Origin of the sequence: Hungatella effluvii, assembly GCF_003201875.1 — a bacterium.
Taxonomy (GTDB): domain Bacteria; phylum Bacillota; class Clostridia; order Lachnospirales; family Lachnospiraceae; genus Hungatella; species Hungatella effluvii.
The window spans coordinates 74,654-90,960 of the sequence record NZ_QJKD01000002.1 but is presented as its reverse complement, the minus strand read 5'-3'; the positions used below and the strand labels follow the sequence as shown (position 1 = coordinate 90,960).

General features: G+C 46.3%; 11 protein-coding genes and 1 pseudogene. 6 read left to right on the top strand and 6 right to left on the bottom strand.

Annotated features, from left to right (window positions below; all coding sequences use genetic code 11):
• Positions 1–111: 111 nt before the first annotated feature.
• The 6 genes and pseudogenes from DFR60_RS03615 to DFR60_RS03590 all read right to left on the bottom strand — a co-directional run bounded on the left by DFR60_RS03615 (position 112) and on the right by DFR60_RS03590 (position 8,087).
• A complete protein-coding gene (locus tag DFR60_RS03615) occupies positions 112–1,929 on the bottom strand; it encodes a hypothetical protein (RefSeq protein WP_110321678.1) in 1,818 nt (605 codons plus the stop codon).
• A 52-nt stretch (positions 1,930–1,981) separates the two neighbouring features.
• Positions 1,982–2,395 carry a hypothetical protein gene (locus DFR60_RS03610; RefSeq protein ID WP_110321677.1) on the bottom strand — a complete coding sequence of 138 codons (414 nt, stop codon included), beginning with the start codon at positions 2,393–2,395 and terminating at the stop codon, positions 1,982–1,984.
• A 162-nt stretch (positions 2,396–2,557) separates the two neighbouring features.
• Positions 2,558–2,758, bottom strand: a pseudogene (locus tag DFR60_RS31315) (virulence RhuM family protein); the annotation flags it as partial.
• 445 nt (positions 2,759–3,203) lie between these two features.
• Entirely contained in the window at positions 3,204–4,580 is a 1,377-nt protein-coding gene (gene rlmD / locus DFR60_RS03600) for a 23S rRNA (uracil(1939)-C(5))-methyltransferase RlmD (RefSeq protein ID WP_110321676.1), read from the bottom strand.
• A 485-nt stretch (positions 4,581–5,065) separates the two neighbouring features.
• The gene (locus DFR60_RS03595; protein WP_110321675.1) at positions 5,066–6,751 is read right to left on the bottom strand and encodes a DEAD/DEAH box helicase; all 1,686 of its coding nucleotides are present in this window, start codon (positions 6,749–6,751) and stop codon (positions 5,066–5,068) included.
• A gap of 190 nt (positions 6,752–6,941) precedes the next feature.
• Positions 6,942–8,087, bottom strand: a complete 1,146-nt coding sequence (locus DFR60_RS03590; RefSeq protein WP_110321674.1) for a YcxB family protein — start codon at positions 8,085–8,087, stop codon at positions 6,942–6,944.
• 283 nt (positions 8,088–8,370) lie between these two features.
• On the opposite strand from DFR60_RS03590, the gene DFR60_RS03585 reads away from it, so the two are divergent.
• The 6 genes from DFR60_RS03585 (at position 8,371) to DFR60_RS03560 (ending at position 16,307) form a co-directional block, all read left to right on the top strand.
• Positions 8,371–8,820, top strand: a complete 450-nt coding sequence (locus tag DFR60_RS03585) for a MarR family winged helix-turn-helix transcriptional regulator (protein WP_110321673.1) — start codon at positions 8,371–8,373, stop codon at positions 8,818–8,820.
• Entirely contained in the window at positions 8,807–10,099 is a 1,293-nt protein-coding gene (locus tag DFR60_RS03580; protein WP_110321672.1) for an MATE family efflux transporter, read from the top strand. Before DFR60_RS03585 ends, DFR60_RS03580 begins: the two co-directional genes overlap by 14 nt.
• Before the next feature lie 124 nt (positions 10,100–10,223).
• Positions 10,224–10,874: a class I SAM-dependent methyltransferase gene (locus tag DFR60_RS03575; RefSeq protein WP_432764098.1), complete on the top strand. Its 651-nt coding sequence runs from the start codon at positions 10,224–10,226 to the stop codon at positions 10,872–10,874.
• 172 nt (positions 10,875–11,046) lie between these two features.
• On the top strand, positions 11,047–11,754 hold the full coding sequence (locus tag DFR60_RS03570) for a LytR/AlgR family response regulator transcription factor (protein ID WP_110321671.1): 708 nt from the start codon (positions 11,047–11,049) through the stop codon (positions 11,752–11,754).
• Positions 11,754–13,043: an ATP-binding protein gene (locus DFR60_RS03565; RefSeq protein WP_110321670.1), complete on the top strand. Its 1,290-nt coding sequence runs from the start codon at positions 11,754–11,756 to the stop codon at positions 13,041–13,043. Before DFR60_RS03570 ends, DFR60_RS03565 begins: the two co-directional genes overlap by 1 nt.
• A 237-nt stretch (positions 13,044–13,280) precedes the next feature.
• Positions 13,281–16,307: a glycoside hydrolase family 3 protein gene (locus tag DFR60_RS03560; RefSeq protein ID WP_110321669.1), complete on the top strand. Its 3,027-nt coding sequence runs from the start codon at positions 13,281–13,283 to the stop codon at positions 16,305–16,307.

Below are 16,307 nucleotides of genomic sequence, written 5' to 3'. Positions count from 1 at the left end.
TTCTGAATTATCTGTTTCTTCTAAAACCGTACTCTTCTTTTAGCTGTTCATAAATCTCAAAAGCTGCCGGACATAATTCCGGTTTATATGCCATATGAATCCTCCGTCCTGTCACCTTGTCTTCTTTTTCCGCATATCTTTCATCCCATATTCTCTCAGTTCTGCATGAAATGCTGAATACCGTGGAAACGCTTCCCAATACTTCCGCAGGACTGCCTCTTTGGCGGACGCCTCTCCACGAGACTCCTTTACCTCGCCCAAAGCTGCCGCCAATACTGCCACACTGCCATAATGCGCCCTGTGCTGACCGGATATAATTGCCCTTACTCTTTTATCGATAATTGTTTCTAAATCCGCTAAATACAGTGCTGCCTGTTCATCCGTTACAGAAAATTCTGTCTTCCACTGACGAAAACACTGCCAGAAAATCTTCTGTTCATTCGGGGAAACGGTTCGGTTTTTGCCGTACTCCCTTGCATGTCCGGTACCTTTAAAATAAGTTTCTGCATCGAAGTTCATGTAACAGCGTGCAGCTTCTGCCAGTTTCTTACACCCCTGCTTTAAATCATCGTCTTTTAACAGTAACAGCAGCAGTAACGAAATCCCACATTTCATAAAGGTTGAAGACCAGCCAAGGGATACTTTTATCTGGCGGCACTGATTCATCACGAAGTCAAAATCACCGTTCAGAAATCTTAGTATATTTTTATGATCTGCCGTGACAAGATTTTCAGCCAGTTCCTTTACGGAATTATATTCACGGCCGCTATAAGAGTGCGGCTGATCTATAATCTCCTTCATGGCTTTTCGGCAGTTGTCCTGAGTTTGGGTTGTTATCATAAGCCGCAGGCAATTCACTGGAGACGGATTAGAACGGAATGCTTCCAGCCAATAGACTTTAGCATCCTCTTCGCCTCCCAAATCAATAGCCGCTTCCCCAGTTTTCAATGCGATTTCACTGCGTACCACATATTTTTTATTTACTTTTTCAAGGGCTTCTTTTCCAATCTCCAGTAATTTTTCACTATCATGAAGCTGTTCCAGCGCCTGAAGCGTTCTCAAATAGAGTGACGGATGGTTTTCACAAGCCAGGCGCGCTGCCGCCAACAATCCATCTTCTCCATGCTGGTAAATAACAGCCTCCTCCAATAGCCGTTGTGCTGTATCTCCGGGTGTTTCCGACAGCAGAGCAATCCACGTCTCCCAGAACTGTGGTAAGTCTTTCAATTCTTCTTTTCCCAGGCTCAGCATGTTCTCCAAATTTATGTTCTTAAAAAACGAAATCGAAAAATAATCATACAGCACCCGCGCCCTCTCTTCCGGAGCCGCTTTCTGATATACCGCAAACAAAACATGAAGTGCAAGATTTTCAAGATTTACGGATATTAATCCTTCATCCAGCAATTCTTCCAGTCCCATAGTGAACGGGTCCCAGTCGTTTTCAACCGTTACCTCTGCTTCCATCATAATATTAAACAGCTCCACTGCCTCGTGATAAAATCCGTCATTGACGCAGCGTATCAGCAGTCTGCCGGAATCCTCGAAAACCTTTTTTATTTCATCCGTTTCCTCATACTCCCATACCCAGTTATCACCGCCATACCCCATGGAATAATCTTCGTAACCATCGGCCTGCAGGCATATCTCTTCGTCTTCAATCTCATGGAAAAGTTTCTTCAGGCGCTCCATATCCCTTTTGATTTCAATTCCATCTGCTTTTTTAATATCAATTTTCAGTTTGCCTCCGCTGCACTCTGCGGTACTGCTTCCCTGCACAGTTTTAAGGAGTCCCATAAAATCCTTACGGTTCTCTTCCGGTATTTTTCGCGCAATACTGTGAATCAAAAGCTGCAGCTGTCCCTGATCCATATTCTGCGCTGCCTGATCCACAGCTAATGTAAACTCTTTCAAATTCATAGCAGACGCCATCTTATTTATCCCCCTGATCGCAATCTTCTCGTATTTTTGTTATAAGGTTATTTCATACATCAATGTCAAAATTCACATCATCTTTGCAGTAATTTCGAATAACTTTGCCGATCGTTTCATCAATCGGGAGTATCTTATATATTGCAGTTGGAGCAAATCTGCTTTTCCCCTCATATCTGACCTCCCCTGTTCCATAACGAAATATTTTAGTAAGATGCTTCAGTTTTATACCGTTCTTTGTTGTCTTTTCTACTACCCTTACGTAATACTTCTCTTTTTCTCCGCTGAAATCTATCCTTTTTAAGGAAGTTAAAACCAGTTCGTCTGCGTGCAGTGACCTAAGCCATTCTTCATATGTACCCGCGCTGGCTGACTGTTTTTCTTCACTCAATAAATAAGTCTCCATTTCCTCATAATCCAGGTATTTCCATTTGACCATTTTCCCGCCGCAGTTATTGCACTTCAACGATTATTCTCCTTCCTTTTTATCCATTTGTTTACTTTATTTATAATGTAAATTCTTTGTTGTATCAAAATTAAATAATTTTGTTTATAGCTTCAGAATCAAATCCTAAATACGTTATGGAATCCGAGTAAAACATTGTTTTAAGTTTTAGAACTTTGTCTACCCTTCTTTTTGAACCGTTGCAAATTTTGCAACAGTTGCTTCCGCCAATAACTCACCTTCTGAAAAAATATTTTTGATATGCCTGGATATTGTAGACTTATTCTTTTGAAATAGCTCTGCAATCTGATCCAACGAGAGCCACACCGTGTCATTATCAAATGTAACTTCAACTTTAGTAATTCCGTCTTCAGTTGTGTACATTAAAATACTTGATTTTCCTTCCGCTATTTGTTCAATTACTTTTTCTATTTTTTCTAATGAATCTATGGTATACCCTTTTGGAATATACTTTCGAAATGACTTATTATTTAAAAAAGAATTTAATGTTTCTGCTGCTTCCAAAACGTTTGATTCTTCATAAACCTTATCATCATAAAATCCAAGTTTTATTCCACTGTCTAATGACTGTAACATTAATAATGCTAAATACTTACCTTCAATTGAATCATTACTTTTCTTAACATCAGATAACCATAATTTTCTTGTTTTTATAATATTTAAAAATGCATTTAAATCACAATAGTGATAGACCATTGCCCCTTTACCTCTAATCATCTTCATCCCCCATATTTTTCAAACATTCATAATAATACTCTAAATAACCAATTTCTTATTATTTTTCACTATATTTTGTGGTTTAACCCTTCTATTTTCCCTTCAACCCACAATTCCGCATCATTATTACGGTCTCCACATGCCCCGCGTGCGGAAACATATCACACCCTCTCACCTTCGCCACCTCATACCCTCTCTCCGCCAGATACTTCATATCCCGCGCCAGCGTAGCCGAGTCACAGCTGACATAGACCACCCGCTTCGGTCCCATTTTCACGATCGTATCCAGGCAGACCTCATCACAGCCTTTTCTCGGCGGGTCCACGACGATCACATCGGCATATACCTGGTTCTTCTCATATTCCCGGGGCAGTACCTCCTCCGCTTTTCCAACGAAGAACTCCACGTTCTCTATCCCATTAATCCTTGCGTTCTCCCGGGCATCATCGATAGCCTGCGGCACGATCTCCACGCCATAGACCTTCTTCGCCTTCTGTGCAAGGAATAGTGATATGGTACCGATCCCACAATACAAATCCCACACGGTTTCTCCGCCAGTCAGTCCCGCATATTCCAGGGCTGTGGAGTAGAGTTTCTCCGTCTGCACCGGATTTACCTGGTAAAATGACAGCGGGGAAATGCGGTATTTCACGCCGCCAATCGAATCCGTAATATAACCTGGCCCATAAAGATTGATTACTTCATTTCCAAGTATCACATTTGTCTGATCACGATTTATGTTAATCGAAATACTCGTCATTCCCGGTATCTTTAACAGCTGCTCTGTCAGCTCATCCTGATGAGGCAGGCTTTTTCCATTGATCACCTGACATACCATCAGTTCGCCGGTATGAAATCCCTTTCGAATCAGGGTATGGCGGATTAAGCCTGAATGGGATGCCTCATCGTATGGTCTTATATGGTAGCGTTCCAGATGATTTTTGATTATCTTCAGTATCTCTCTGTTTTCCTCAATCCCCAGCAGGCAATCCCCGTTTTCAATAATGGCATGTGTCCGGCCTGCATAAAATCCGGTTATAATCTTACCGTCCTTATCAAGTCCCCAGGGAAACTGTGCCTTATTGCGGTATCTCCATGGCTCGTCCATCCCCATAATGGGCAGCATCGGAACTTCGTCAAATCCGCCGATTCGTGTAATATTATTATATATTTTCCGTTCTTTGTAATTTAACTGTTCTTTGTAGTCCATTGCCTGGAGCTGACAGCCGCCGCACTGGCGGGCCACCGGGCATCGCGGCGTCACACGGTTTGGCGACGCATTGATGATTTTCTCTAAGCGGGCGAAGCCATAAGACTTTTTTGTCTTCATTACCTTGGCTTCCACCTCGTCTCCAATTACTGCATCCTTCACAAACCAGATGTAACCATCGGTTTTGCCGATTCCTTCACCTGTATCTCCCATATCCTCTATTGTCACCTGAATCCTGTCATTCTTTTTCCATTCCATATTAATTGTTCTCCCCGATTGTTCTATACGATTCGTTTTAATTCCATCTCAATACACTGGCAAAACGCGTATCCGTCTTTCAGACATCCTGTCGTCCTCCCGGCAGCATACTCCGAATATCACCTTAATTCCAGCATATATGAATTTCTTTCGGCTAAGTTTTATTCTATCCTCTTTCCTTTCAATACGCAAGAAATATCTCCGTCTCTGCCAAATATCAAAATTACACAGCATAATTATTCTTCCAGATCAGACCATCAAACCACTTATTCATATCAAAAACGGCTGTATACGAGCGATCTTCATTACGCCCTTACACAACCGTTTCTTACGATTCTAATTATCAGTTACCCTAATTAACAGCTAATCCAATTATCAGCTGCCCTAATTATCAGCCTTCCTAATTATCATCTATTCATCAACTGCTCTATCTAACCGCCATCCAGACTTCACCGGCCTACTACCGCCAATTCGTCTCCGGCTTCCTATTTCGCCTTGCCGCCGTTAGCCTTTTCCATATGAATATTCTTACCCTTAATCTTCACATCCTTCATGGCCTTCAACACTGCATCGGCGTTTTCTCTCGGCACTTCCACAAATGTATACTTGTCATACATGTCGATGCTTCCGACCATCTTACCCGGCATTCCTGACTCGCCTGCGATGGCTCCCAGGATGTCGCCCGGCTTCACGTTCTGGTTCTTTCCGATATTGATGAAGAGACGGGCCATATCCTCACGGCCGCTGTCATACCGGCTGTCACGGCCGCCGCCGCTTCTGCCTCTTCCGCGTCCGTTGCCATTACGGCTTCCTCCGCTGTAATAGCTGTCTAAATCGTCGAGAGACCGTGGTTCTCTTGTGTCGACAATGTCCTCACTCTCTTCGCCCATCATCATCTTTAACAGAGCGGCTGCCAGATCCAGGGAAGTATAATCTTCTTCCAGCAGCTTCTTTTCAAGAATATTGATCATTTCGCTTAAATCGGATTCTTCGATGGTGTCCGCCACATTCTCTAAAATCTTATCGACCTTAATTCCTGTCACGTCGTTCAAGGAAGGAATCGCCTGAGGTATGATCTTGGTCTTGCAGTAACGCTGGATATCGCGAAGCTTATAAACTTCTTTTCCAACGACAAAGCTGAATGCAATCCCCTCACGGCCGGCACGGCCGGTACGGCCGATCCGGTGTACGTAGTACTCGTCATCCTGCGGGAGATCGTAGTTAAATACGGCTTCTACGTCATCTACGTCAATTCCGCGGGCCGCCACATCGGTGGCCACCAGAATATCCGTTCTTCCGTTACGGAAGCTGTTCATAACCCGGTCACGCTGAATCTGCTTTAAGTCACCGTGAAGACCTTCCGCGAAATAACCACGTCCCTGAAGTGCCTGTACCAGTTCATCCACGCCCTTCTTCGTATTACAGAATACAACGGAAAGCTTTGGTGCGTACATGTCTAACAGACGGCACATAACCTCTACCTTTGTCTTCGGCTTTACTTCATAATAATACTGGGTTACCTTCGGAACGGTCAGTTCTTTCTTAACCACCTTCACAGTCACCGGTTCCTTCTGGAACTTGTGCGCGATGTCCGCGATCGCCTGAGGCATGGTGGCGGAAAACATCACAGTCTGGCGCTCCTCCGGAAGCTGGCTTAAGATGGTCTCCATATCCTCTAAGAAGCCCATGTTCAGCATCTCATCGGCCTCATCCATGACTACGGTATGAATATGGTCAAATTTCACCGTCTTGCGGCGCATATGATCCATCACACGGCCCGGTGTTCCGATGATAATCTGGGTACCATCTTTTAAAGAACGTATCTGTTTAACAATGTCCTGTCCTCCATAAATTGGAAGAACCTTGACACCGTGCATATATTTTGCTAATCTACGGATTTCGTCAGCCACCTGAATTGCGAGTTCTCTGGTGGGACACAGGGCGATCGCCTGAAGTTTCTTGGATTTCGGATCCACTTTCTGTAACAGCGGAATACCAAATGCGGCCGTTTTACCGGTTCCTGTCTGAGCCTGGCCAATGATGTCCCTGCCCTCCATCTGTACCGGAATTGCCTGTGCCTGAATCGGCGAAGCCTCCTCAAATCCCATGTCCGCAACTGCCCGCAAAATTCTTTCGTCTAACTGTAATTCGTCAAATCTCAATGTCTCCATAAATAAATAAGTCCTTTCTAGGCCTGCCGGGTTCACCTGTTGCCGACGGCCGCACACACACTTTTCGCAAAGAAAACGAGAGGTGTCAGGTATACGTTTCAGACCTTCATCCTCTCGTTTCACAAGTTTAAACTATAACAGAAATATTTTTTCATGTCAAGGAGTTTTCTTTATATCCATGATATCCCGACTATATATTTTTCTGTAACACGCAAATCCCGCGCGCTCTTAAGTAGTTCAGTACCTCCAGCATTTCCCTCTCTGTCTGAAATGCCCAAACTGGAATATTCAAAAAATATGGACCTTTCGTAAAAATAAATACCTCTTTTTTGCTCTCCACCACTTTGTAAATCGTGGGATAAGTCAGGTTCCACTGTTCCTTATCCGTACAGAGGCTGATTCCCGACCGGTCGAAGGAAATTACCTGGCGCCCAGTCCTGTCCGGCACCGTTTTTCCGCGTTTTAAGGCTCGTTTTACGCCGCGGTAAATCCATTTCCTGCTGCAAAACATCTGATAAGCCATACCAATAAACAGAATAATAAAAATTCCATAGACCGCGGCAGTCACCGGATCTCTGTCCCGTATAAATGAAAAGATTCCAACGCCGGTAACCAGAAACAACGACAGTATCATAGTCATGCTTTCTGGTATTTTAAGCGCATACCTCGTCCGCATCATATAATACTTGCCCGCAGTCAGCACATCCAGCCATTCTGCCTCCTCCTGAATAAATGCAAAGGAATATACCTGTTCTTCAGGACATATGATCTCCGCCTGCTGGTCCAGAGGATCCATAAAGGCCTCCTGCTGCTGCTTTTCCTGCAGAAAGGCGAGGCAGCAGTCCATTTCGGCTTCGCCGGTAAACGCAGAATCCGGAAGCGTCAGCAGCGTCTTTACCGTCCCAATCCGTTTCATATAAACCAGGATCTGATGCCTCGTCTTTTCCGCATATAAAATGGAGGCGTAAGGATAACAGCTTACGCCTTCCTCCGTACACATCTCAATCCGATGTTCTTCAAACCGAACCAGTTGCCTGTGCATAAGCGGACCTTTTATAATTCTGAAGTATTGAACCGTTTTAATGAAAATCGTGATCATCACGGCAAAGCCAAGCCACAGCCCGATTCCCGCGCACAGATCGGTTAGCCACCAGAAAATAGACGGGTCATGACCGCCAAGCAGCATAACACCCACGGTATAGATCAGGGATGTTCCGGCTATGATAAGCATAACAGCCTGAATCTTTGACTCCTTCATCCCGTCCTTCTTAAACCTCATATCCGACATCATGCGCAGAATATCCTTTTTTGAAAGCTGAACTTCGAGTTCACGCATTGGCAATCCCCCCCTGTCCTTTATATTATCGCAGTACTTGATGCATTTCTTTCCTGTCGTCCTATCTCTTCCATTTCAAAATATCTCTTCCATTTCATAGCACCTCTCCCACCCATTATATGTTATAGAAGAAGCTGCCGCAAGTCACAAATCCCCCAGCTCTGAAAATAAGCCATCTAAACAAAAATATTCACAAAATATTTCCTTGACAAAAATTCTCCCTGCATGTTACAATTAGTCCGTCACCGGACTATTCATCTATAAAACGGAGGTCAACACAATCATGTACGATATTCTGACGGAACAGCTAAAACACTACACCGTACTCTGGCGGGAAACCAGCGCCCTGTACGAAGAATGGGCCAAGAAGCGTGGTCTGTCCTATTATGAACTCCTGGTTATCCTTTCCATCATGGAGCCGGACGGCCCGTGTCTTCAGAAAGACATCTGCACCCACTGGCAGCTTCCGAAACAGACGGTCAACACCATCCTGAAAAACTTTGCCGGACGCGCCTGGATTACACTTGTGCCTTCGGAGGAAGACCGGCGGGGCAGGGTCATTCTGCTGACTGACGCGGGTCGGTTATTTATGGAAGCTACTGCTTCCGATCTTCAGGCCCATGAAAGGTCCGTCTGGCAAAAGATGGGCCAGGAGAATGCCAGTGCACTGTTAGAGAGCACCGCGCTCTATAACAAACTATTTAAGGAGACAGACTCAAATGAAACTGCATAAAGAGTTTTTTCACTACGTCATTCCCTCCATGCTGGCCTTTGCGCTGTCGGGCGTCTATGCCATCGCCGATGGATTTTTCGTCGGCAACGCCCTGGGCGACAGCGCCCTGGCCGCAGTCAATATTGCATACCCGCTGACAGCTTTTTTACAGGCCGTCGGCACCGGAATCGGCATGGGCGGCGCAATCCAGTACGCCATCAGCGCCGGCACGGAAAATCATAAACGGGGCCGCCAGTATTTTGGTATGTCTCTCATTATGTTAACCATTTCCGGAATTCTTTTATCCGCGCTGCTGCTGTTAAGCGCCCCTGTGGTCCTCCGCTTTTTTGGTGCGTCTGGCGCGATCGGGGAGCTGGCGCGGGAATACATTCTTTATATTGCTTTTGGAGCCATTTTTCAGGTTCTGGGAACGGGGCTTGTCCCTTTCATTCGCAATATGGGAGGCGCAGTTTCGGCCATGGCCGCTATGATCGCAGGTTTTTTAACGAACATATTTCTCGATTACCTGTTCGTATGGCATCTTCCCTTCGGTATGATGGGAGCCGCCGTAGCGACGGTTATTGGGCAGGCGGTAACCTTTCTGGTGTGCGTGGCATTTTTCATTGCGAAAAAGAAGAAACCTTTGCTCCGGTTTGGAGAAGATGGTACATTTCTCTTTAAAACGATTCTGAAGGTAGGCCTATCTCCCTTTGGACTCACATTTTCACCTAATATCACATTGATCCTGATCAATAAAAGCGCGGCCCTGGCAGGCGGTGCGGCGGCTGTCACCTGCTATGCGCCGGTCAGCTATATTTCCGCCGTCATCATCCTCCTGCTGCAGGGTGTCAGTGACGGCTGTCAGCCGCTGATCAGTCTCTCCTACGGTGAGGGCCGTCACGACCGCACAAAACAGTTCCGTAACCTGGCGTATAGCTTTGCCGCCGTGGTCTCACTCCTGTGTATGGGAGTGCTGTTTCTCCTTCGAGGACAGGCGGCCGCGCTGTTCGGCGCCTCTCCCCAGATTACAGCACGCGTTGCAGATATTCTCCCTATATTCCTGAGCGGTTACTTATTTGTCAGCATATCCAGGGTGACGACGGCCTATTTCTACGCTACGGACAAAGACCTGCAGGCCTACATTATGATCTATGGGGAAGTAATAATCCTATTCCTGCTGCTGCTCATTTTGCCGCAAATGACAGGGATCGGCGGAACATGGCTCTCAGTACCGATCTCCCAGCTGGCGGCTATGTGTATCAGTATCTTTCTGATTATGAAGGAAAAGAAAAAGGCGTAAAAATATTTTAATGTAAAATGCTATTGACAAACTGCTTTTTTGCTGTTAGGATGTTCAATAATTTATAAATTTTATATTTTTTGAACAAGTTTTGAATACTAGCACAACACAAGGAGGATTAGTCATGATTGGATCAGAGAAAAACAGTAACGGCACAGTAACCGCTCCCGTTATATCACAGGCAGTCGCAAGCGAGAACTCGACCATGGAAGCAGAAACCTGGAAACAGATTTGGACTCGTAAGGGCAGGGCCGCCGGAGGCCTTGAAAACCTTCTGGAATTTGATGGATATGAGAGGACACAGGTTGACATGAAAGAAGTAGCCGCAGAGATTATCCGCCGGCTCGATATCAGAAAAGAGGACCGTGTGCTGGAAGTCGGTTGCGGTGCAGGCGCACTGGCCCAGTATCTGGACTGTGACTATACCGGCATCGACTATTCTCCCACTCTCGTAAGACGCCACATCGAACTTTTACATAACCCGGTACTGGTCGGTGAAGCGGCTGACCTTCCGTTTAAGGATCAATTCTTTGACAAGGTGATCTGCTACGGCGTATTTCTGTATTTTGATAATAAGACATATGCCCAAAAGGCCACGGAAGAACTTCTTCGGGTGGCTAAAAAGGGCGTTCTGATCGGAGAGCTTCCAATCCGCTCTCACCGGGAAGAGCATCTGCTCTTTTCACCAGAGGAATTCGAGGGCTGGGATATCAGCGACGGATTTTATGATCCATACAGAAAAGACAGATTTAATGCATCTTTTATCATGGCCTAAACTGTTTCCGCTGCAGAGCACTTTTAGTCTGCGGTCCGCACTGTAACCCCCTCCTTATCTTCCATTTCCCGAAGAGCGGCGCTCTATTGCGCGCCGCTCTTCGGGATGGTATACTGATAGCGGTGGATTACTGCCATTAACCATTTGCCACCGCTGGGGGGAGGGGAAACGAATGATTAAAATTGCAATCGTTGAGGATGACGAGAGCAGCGCTTCCTTATTACAAAATTACATAAAACGGTACCAGCAGACCCATCATACGGATTGTCAGCTGGTCTTTTTTAACAATGGCCTGGAATTTATCAGCGATTATCTGCCTGTTTACGATGTGATTTTTATGGATATTAAAATGCCGCATATGGATGGCATGGAGGCGGCAAAAAAACTGCGGAAGATCGATGAAGATACAGCGTTAATCTTTATCACAAGCATGGCGCAGTACGCTATCCGGGGATATGAGGTAAACGCCCTCGATTTTATCTTAAAACCAGTGAAATACTACGACTTTGAGATGAAACTGAACCGGGTGATCCATTATATTGAAAAACATAAGGACACAAAGATAACCATCAATACCGGAGATGTAATAAAAAGAGTTTCTGTCCGCGACCTCTATTATATAGAAGTCATCAATCACACTCTAATTTATCATACAGAGGGCCATACATACGAATCATACGGACAGTTAAAGAACTTAGAGGAGATTCTGGCTCCCTGCAATTTTACAAAATGCAATTCCTGTTATCTTGTAAACTTAAGGCACATTACAGAGGTACGCCCCAATTCTATCCTTATCGGTGATGATGAGATTCCGATCAGCCGGCGCCGCAAAAAGGATTTTATGAAAAATCTGGCTGACTATATGGGAGGTGGTTTCTGATGGGCAATATCAAACAAACCTGGCTGTTTCTCAATTCGTTTCATATTCAGATTCTGGCCGCAGAGCTGTTATTCTGTCTAAAGCTGAAACGTCAAAAAAACTTCTGGCCGACGATCATTGCCGGTACAGCGGTTTACAGTCTGCTTCCCTATCTTTTGCCTGAAAGTTTTTTCTGGTCCGGATTTCGTGTGGGAAACTGGTTTACCTTTGGTTTTCTAATCATGCTGGTACTATCACTCGTCCTGATCTGGTACTGCTTCGAAATCCCCGGTTTTAAATACCTGGCATTTTACGGAACAGCAGCCTGTGTGATCCAGCATCTCGTCCACACAGTATCGAAAATATTCGATATGGCGCTCTCACTCGGTGATACCATGACGAGCCAGTTCGTCCAGCTGTTTTTGGCCGTGATCCTTTATCTCGCCTTCTATCTGGTTTTTGTACGCCGTCTGGAAAAGGGAGAGGATATCGCCGTCAAAAACCGTTACCTGACTGCATTTACCCTATTTTCCATGTTTATGGTATACTGTGTCAGCCTCTGGACCACCATGACAGAAACAGAAACTATCGGCTGTAATTTATTTGACTGCTTCTGCTGTATTCTTCTGCTTGTTCTCCAGTTCGGCATGTTCGAATGGGGAAATATTCAAAAACAAAATGAGATTATGAAGCAGGTTCTCCATATGGAACAGGAGCAGCACGCTATTTCCAGAGAGACCATCGAACTGATCAATCTGAAATGCCACGACTTAAAACACCAGATTTCCGCCCTGCGCTACGCGGAAAGCCAGAGCGAGCATGACAGAAGTATCAAAGAACTGGAAGACGCCATTATGATCTATGACGCTTTTGCTAAAACAGGCAACGATTCTCTCGATGTTATCCTGGCGGAAAAGGGACTCTACTGCGAGAAATTCGGAATCCGTTTCAGCTATATTGTCGATGGCCGCCGCCTGGGCTTTATCAGTCCCACAGATATCTGCTCCCTATTCGGCAATGCGATGGAGAATGCGATCGAAAGCGTCTGCGGATTAGCAGATGAGGAAAAAAGAATTATCAGCATGAATGTATCAGCCAGGGCCAACTGTCTCGTCATCCACATGGAAAACTATTTTGACCGACCGCTAACCTTTGAAGACGGCCTTCCGGTGACCACAAAAGCCGACCGCGCCTACCATGGCTATGGTCTGAAAAGTATTCGCTTTATTACAGAGAAATACGGTGGGACCATGTCTATCCAGAGTGCAGATAATATCTTCTCCCTAAACCTCCTATTTCCATTGATATAACAGATAAAGGGCAGAAAAAACGTGTGCGATTTCATCAAATCGTACACGTTTTTTCTGTTTTCCGACCACTTACGCGGAAGTTTCCGCCACTTGCGAGAGAACCCTTTTTTTTATGAATTTATATGATAATATATAGCTCGACAGGATATATTTTATTTATTTTTCACGTTAATATTGAACGCAAATGATTCTATTCTTCAATATTAATGTGCAATTATCATATGAAGGAGGAAGGTTATGAGGGTTACAAGTACATCACAGCGCCTATGGCATGGGCTTACCACAACGAGCTGCTGTCTTCTCGCAGTCGTGCTGGGCGGGACATCGATTGCCGGCACCATGGAGGCGCGAATTAATTCTATTTTCGGCACACAGTCCTCAAGGGTAATCAGCGTAGATTCAGGGAAAGCAGAAAGCAGCGTCTATTTTCAATCTGGTTTCGCATCTGCCCAGGAACTGGTGGACTACAGGGAGAACTTGAATAAACAAATTGAAGCAGAGGGCTCGGTGCTCTTAAAAAATGAGAACAATGCTCTGCCGCTGGGAACCGGCGGCGTCAACGTCACCGTATTTGGCATCGGCGGCGTCAGCCCTGTCTATGCCGGTGCCCAGGGCGGAGGCGTTATCAAAAACACAGACCAGATTGTGCCTATTTACCAGGTATTTACAGAATCCGGCATCCACATTAATGAGACGGTTCGGGAGTGGTATAGAAAAACCGGCATCCCCGAAAACTGCGTGATCGACTCCACCGGACGGGACGGAAGCGTCACCACCAGCGGTCCCTGGGATAATGAAAAGGTGGAGCTGGCCACCCGGTCCCGAGGTGCTTTGGAGGCGGATGCATCAGCAGCTTTTGAAGGCTGGAGAGACAGCTATTCCTCCTACGGCGATGCAGCCATTGTCATGCTCTGTCGTCTGGAAGGGGAAGGCAGCGATTTAGAAGAAGGCAGTCTATCCATCACAAAGGAGGAACAGGCTTTAATCGATGAGGCCAAGCAGAATTTTGATAAGGTGATCGTTATCTTAAACGGCTCTGCTGCCATGGAGATCGAACCGCTTAAACAGGACCCGGATATCGATTCCATACTCTGGATCGGCGAACCGGGTACCCACGGACTCTATGGGGTAGCCGATATCCTTACAGGCAGAGAAACCCCCTCCGGCCACCTCCCCGATACCTATGCAGTCAGCTCCGTCTCCTCCCCTGCCTGGCAAAACGCAGGCAGCTTTACCTTTTCCAATGCAGAGGCGGAGAATCTGGGAAACTATGGGAGCTACTATCTGGTTCAGGCGGAAGGCATCTACCTGGGGTATAAATACTATGAAACCCGGTATGAGGATTGTGTACTGGGTGCGGGCAGCGCAGATTCGGCCCCAGGTGCATCAAACGGCAGTGATTCCTGGAATTATGACGATGAAGTCTCCTATGGATTCGGCTATGGACTGTCCTACACCACATTTACCCAGACTTTGGACAGTGTGGAGGTGGATGAGGAAAACAAATCGGCAGCCGTCACAGTTACTGTGACCAATACCGGAACCACTGCCGGAAAGGATGCGGTTCAGATATATGCCCAGTCGCCCTACACGGACTATGACAGGGCAAACCAGGTAGAAAAGGCGGCGGTTCAGCTGATGGCCTTCGACAAGACTCAGACTCTGGAGCCTGGAGAATCGGAGACACTCACCATCGACATCGACTTAAAATATCTGGCCAGCTACGATTACAAGAACGCAAAAACCTACATCATGGAAGCAGGAGACTACTACTTTTCAATCGGCAACGGCGCCCATGATGCGTTGAACCATATTCTGGCTGCAAAGGGTATGACATCCGGGGAAGGAATGGATTACGACGGAAATGCTGGGAACGCATATCACTGGTCGAAAACAGACAGCGATATGGAAAACTACTCCTTTGCCTTTGACGGAGAGACTAAAATCACCAATCAGCTGGAGGATGCTGATTATAATTACTGGAAGCCGGGAACCGTCACATACCTTTCCAGAAATGACTGGAGCGGAACCTGGTCCGATGGCTATGACGGACTGGAGGCAACCTCTGAGATGATTCCCTGGCTGACCACTGAAATCTACGAGGCAGGATCTTCCGATACCTCCCCGATTGTGACCGGTTCTGCGGAAACAAGCTATAACTTAATCACAATGCGCGGCGCAGCCTACGACGACGAGCTCTGGGAAAGCATCTTAAACCAGATGACAGCGGATGAGATGGCCCAGCTTGTCACAGATGCCTGCGAGCACACGACTCCTGTCGCAACCATCAACTACGGCGGCAGCCTCGACAAGGATGGCCCCATTGGATACGATGCCAAATTCAATACGGATACGGAAGCTGTCTACCACATCGACGGTACGGAATCCGATTACATACGCAATTACAATTTTACCACATTCTGCACAGAGCCGGTTCTGGCCGCTTCCTTTAATCCTGAGCTTGCGAAAGAACGCGGAAGAGTGAATGGGGAAGATTCCCTCTGGTCCGGCTATACCGAGATCTGGGCGCCCGGCTGTAATCTTCACCGCACGCCGTATTCAGGCCGTAACTACGAGTACTTCTCTGAGGATGCCATGCTCACAAACTTAATGGCCGCGGAAATCTGCGCGGAGGGTCAGCGGTACGGCAGCGTAGCGGGGCCAAAGCATTTTGCCTTTAATGATCAGGAAACCAACCGCCAGGGTGTGGCTACCTTTATGAATGAGCAGGCTGCGCGGGAAATCCAGCTTCGCGCCTTCGAGGGAGCCTTCCTCCCAGATGAGGGCGGCTCCATGGGTACCATGACGGCATTCAACCGTGTCGGAGTTACACATGTCACCTATTCTGAACCGCTTCAGGTCAGCATTCTGAGGGACGAATGGGGATTTGAAGGTTATACGATCACAGATTTTGCATTTAGTGACTTAATGTACCCTTACGCTTCCATCACCTCCGGAACCAACGCATTTGACAACATGATCAGTGATTTCTCCGCCATTAATGCAGAATCACTGAAAAATGACTTAACGCTGCTGTCGGGAGTACGTGAGTCCTGTCACAGGATTCTCTACACTTATGTAAATAGCAATGCCATGAACGGAGTGTCCTCCAACTCTACCATCGTAAGAGTCACTCCCTGGTGGAAAGCAGCGCTGAACGGCATCAGTATCGCCCTGGCCGCACTGGCGGCTGTAAGCTTTATTCTGTACCTGGTAAATACACGGATTCTTGTCCGGAACCGTAGAAATAAGGAGGGGAAATAG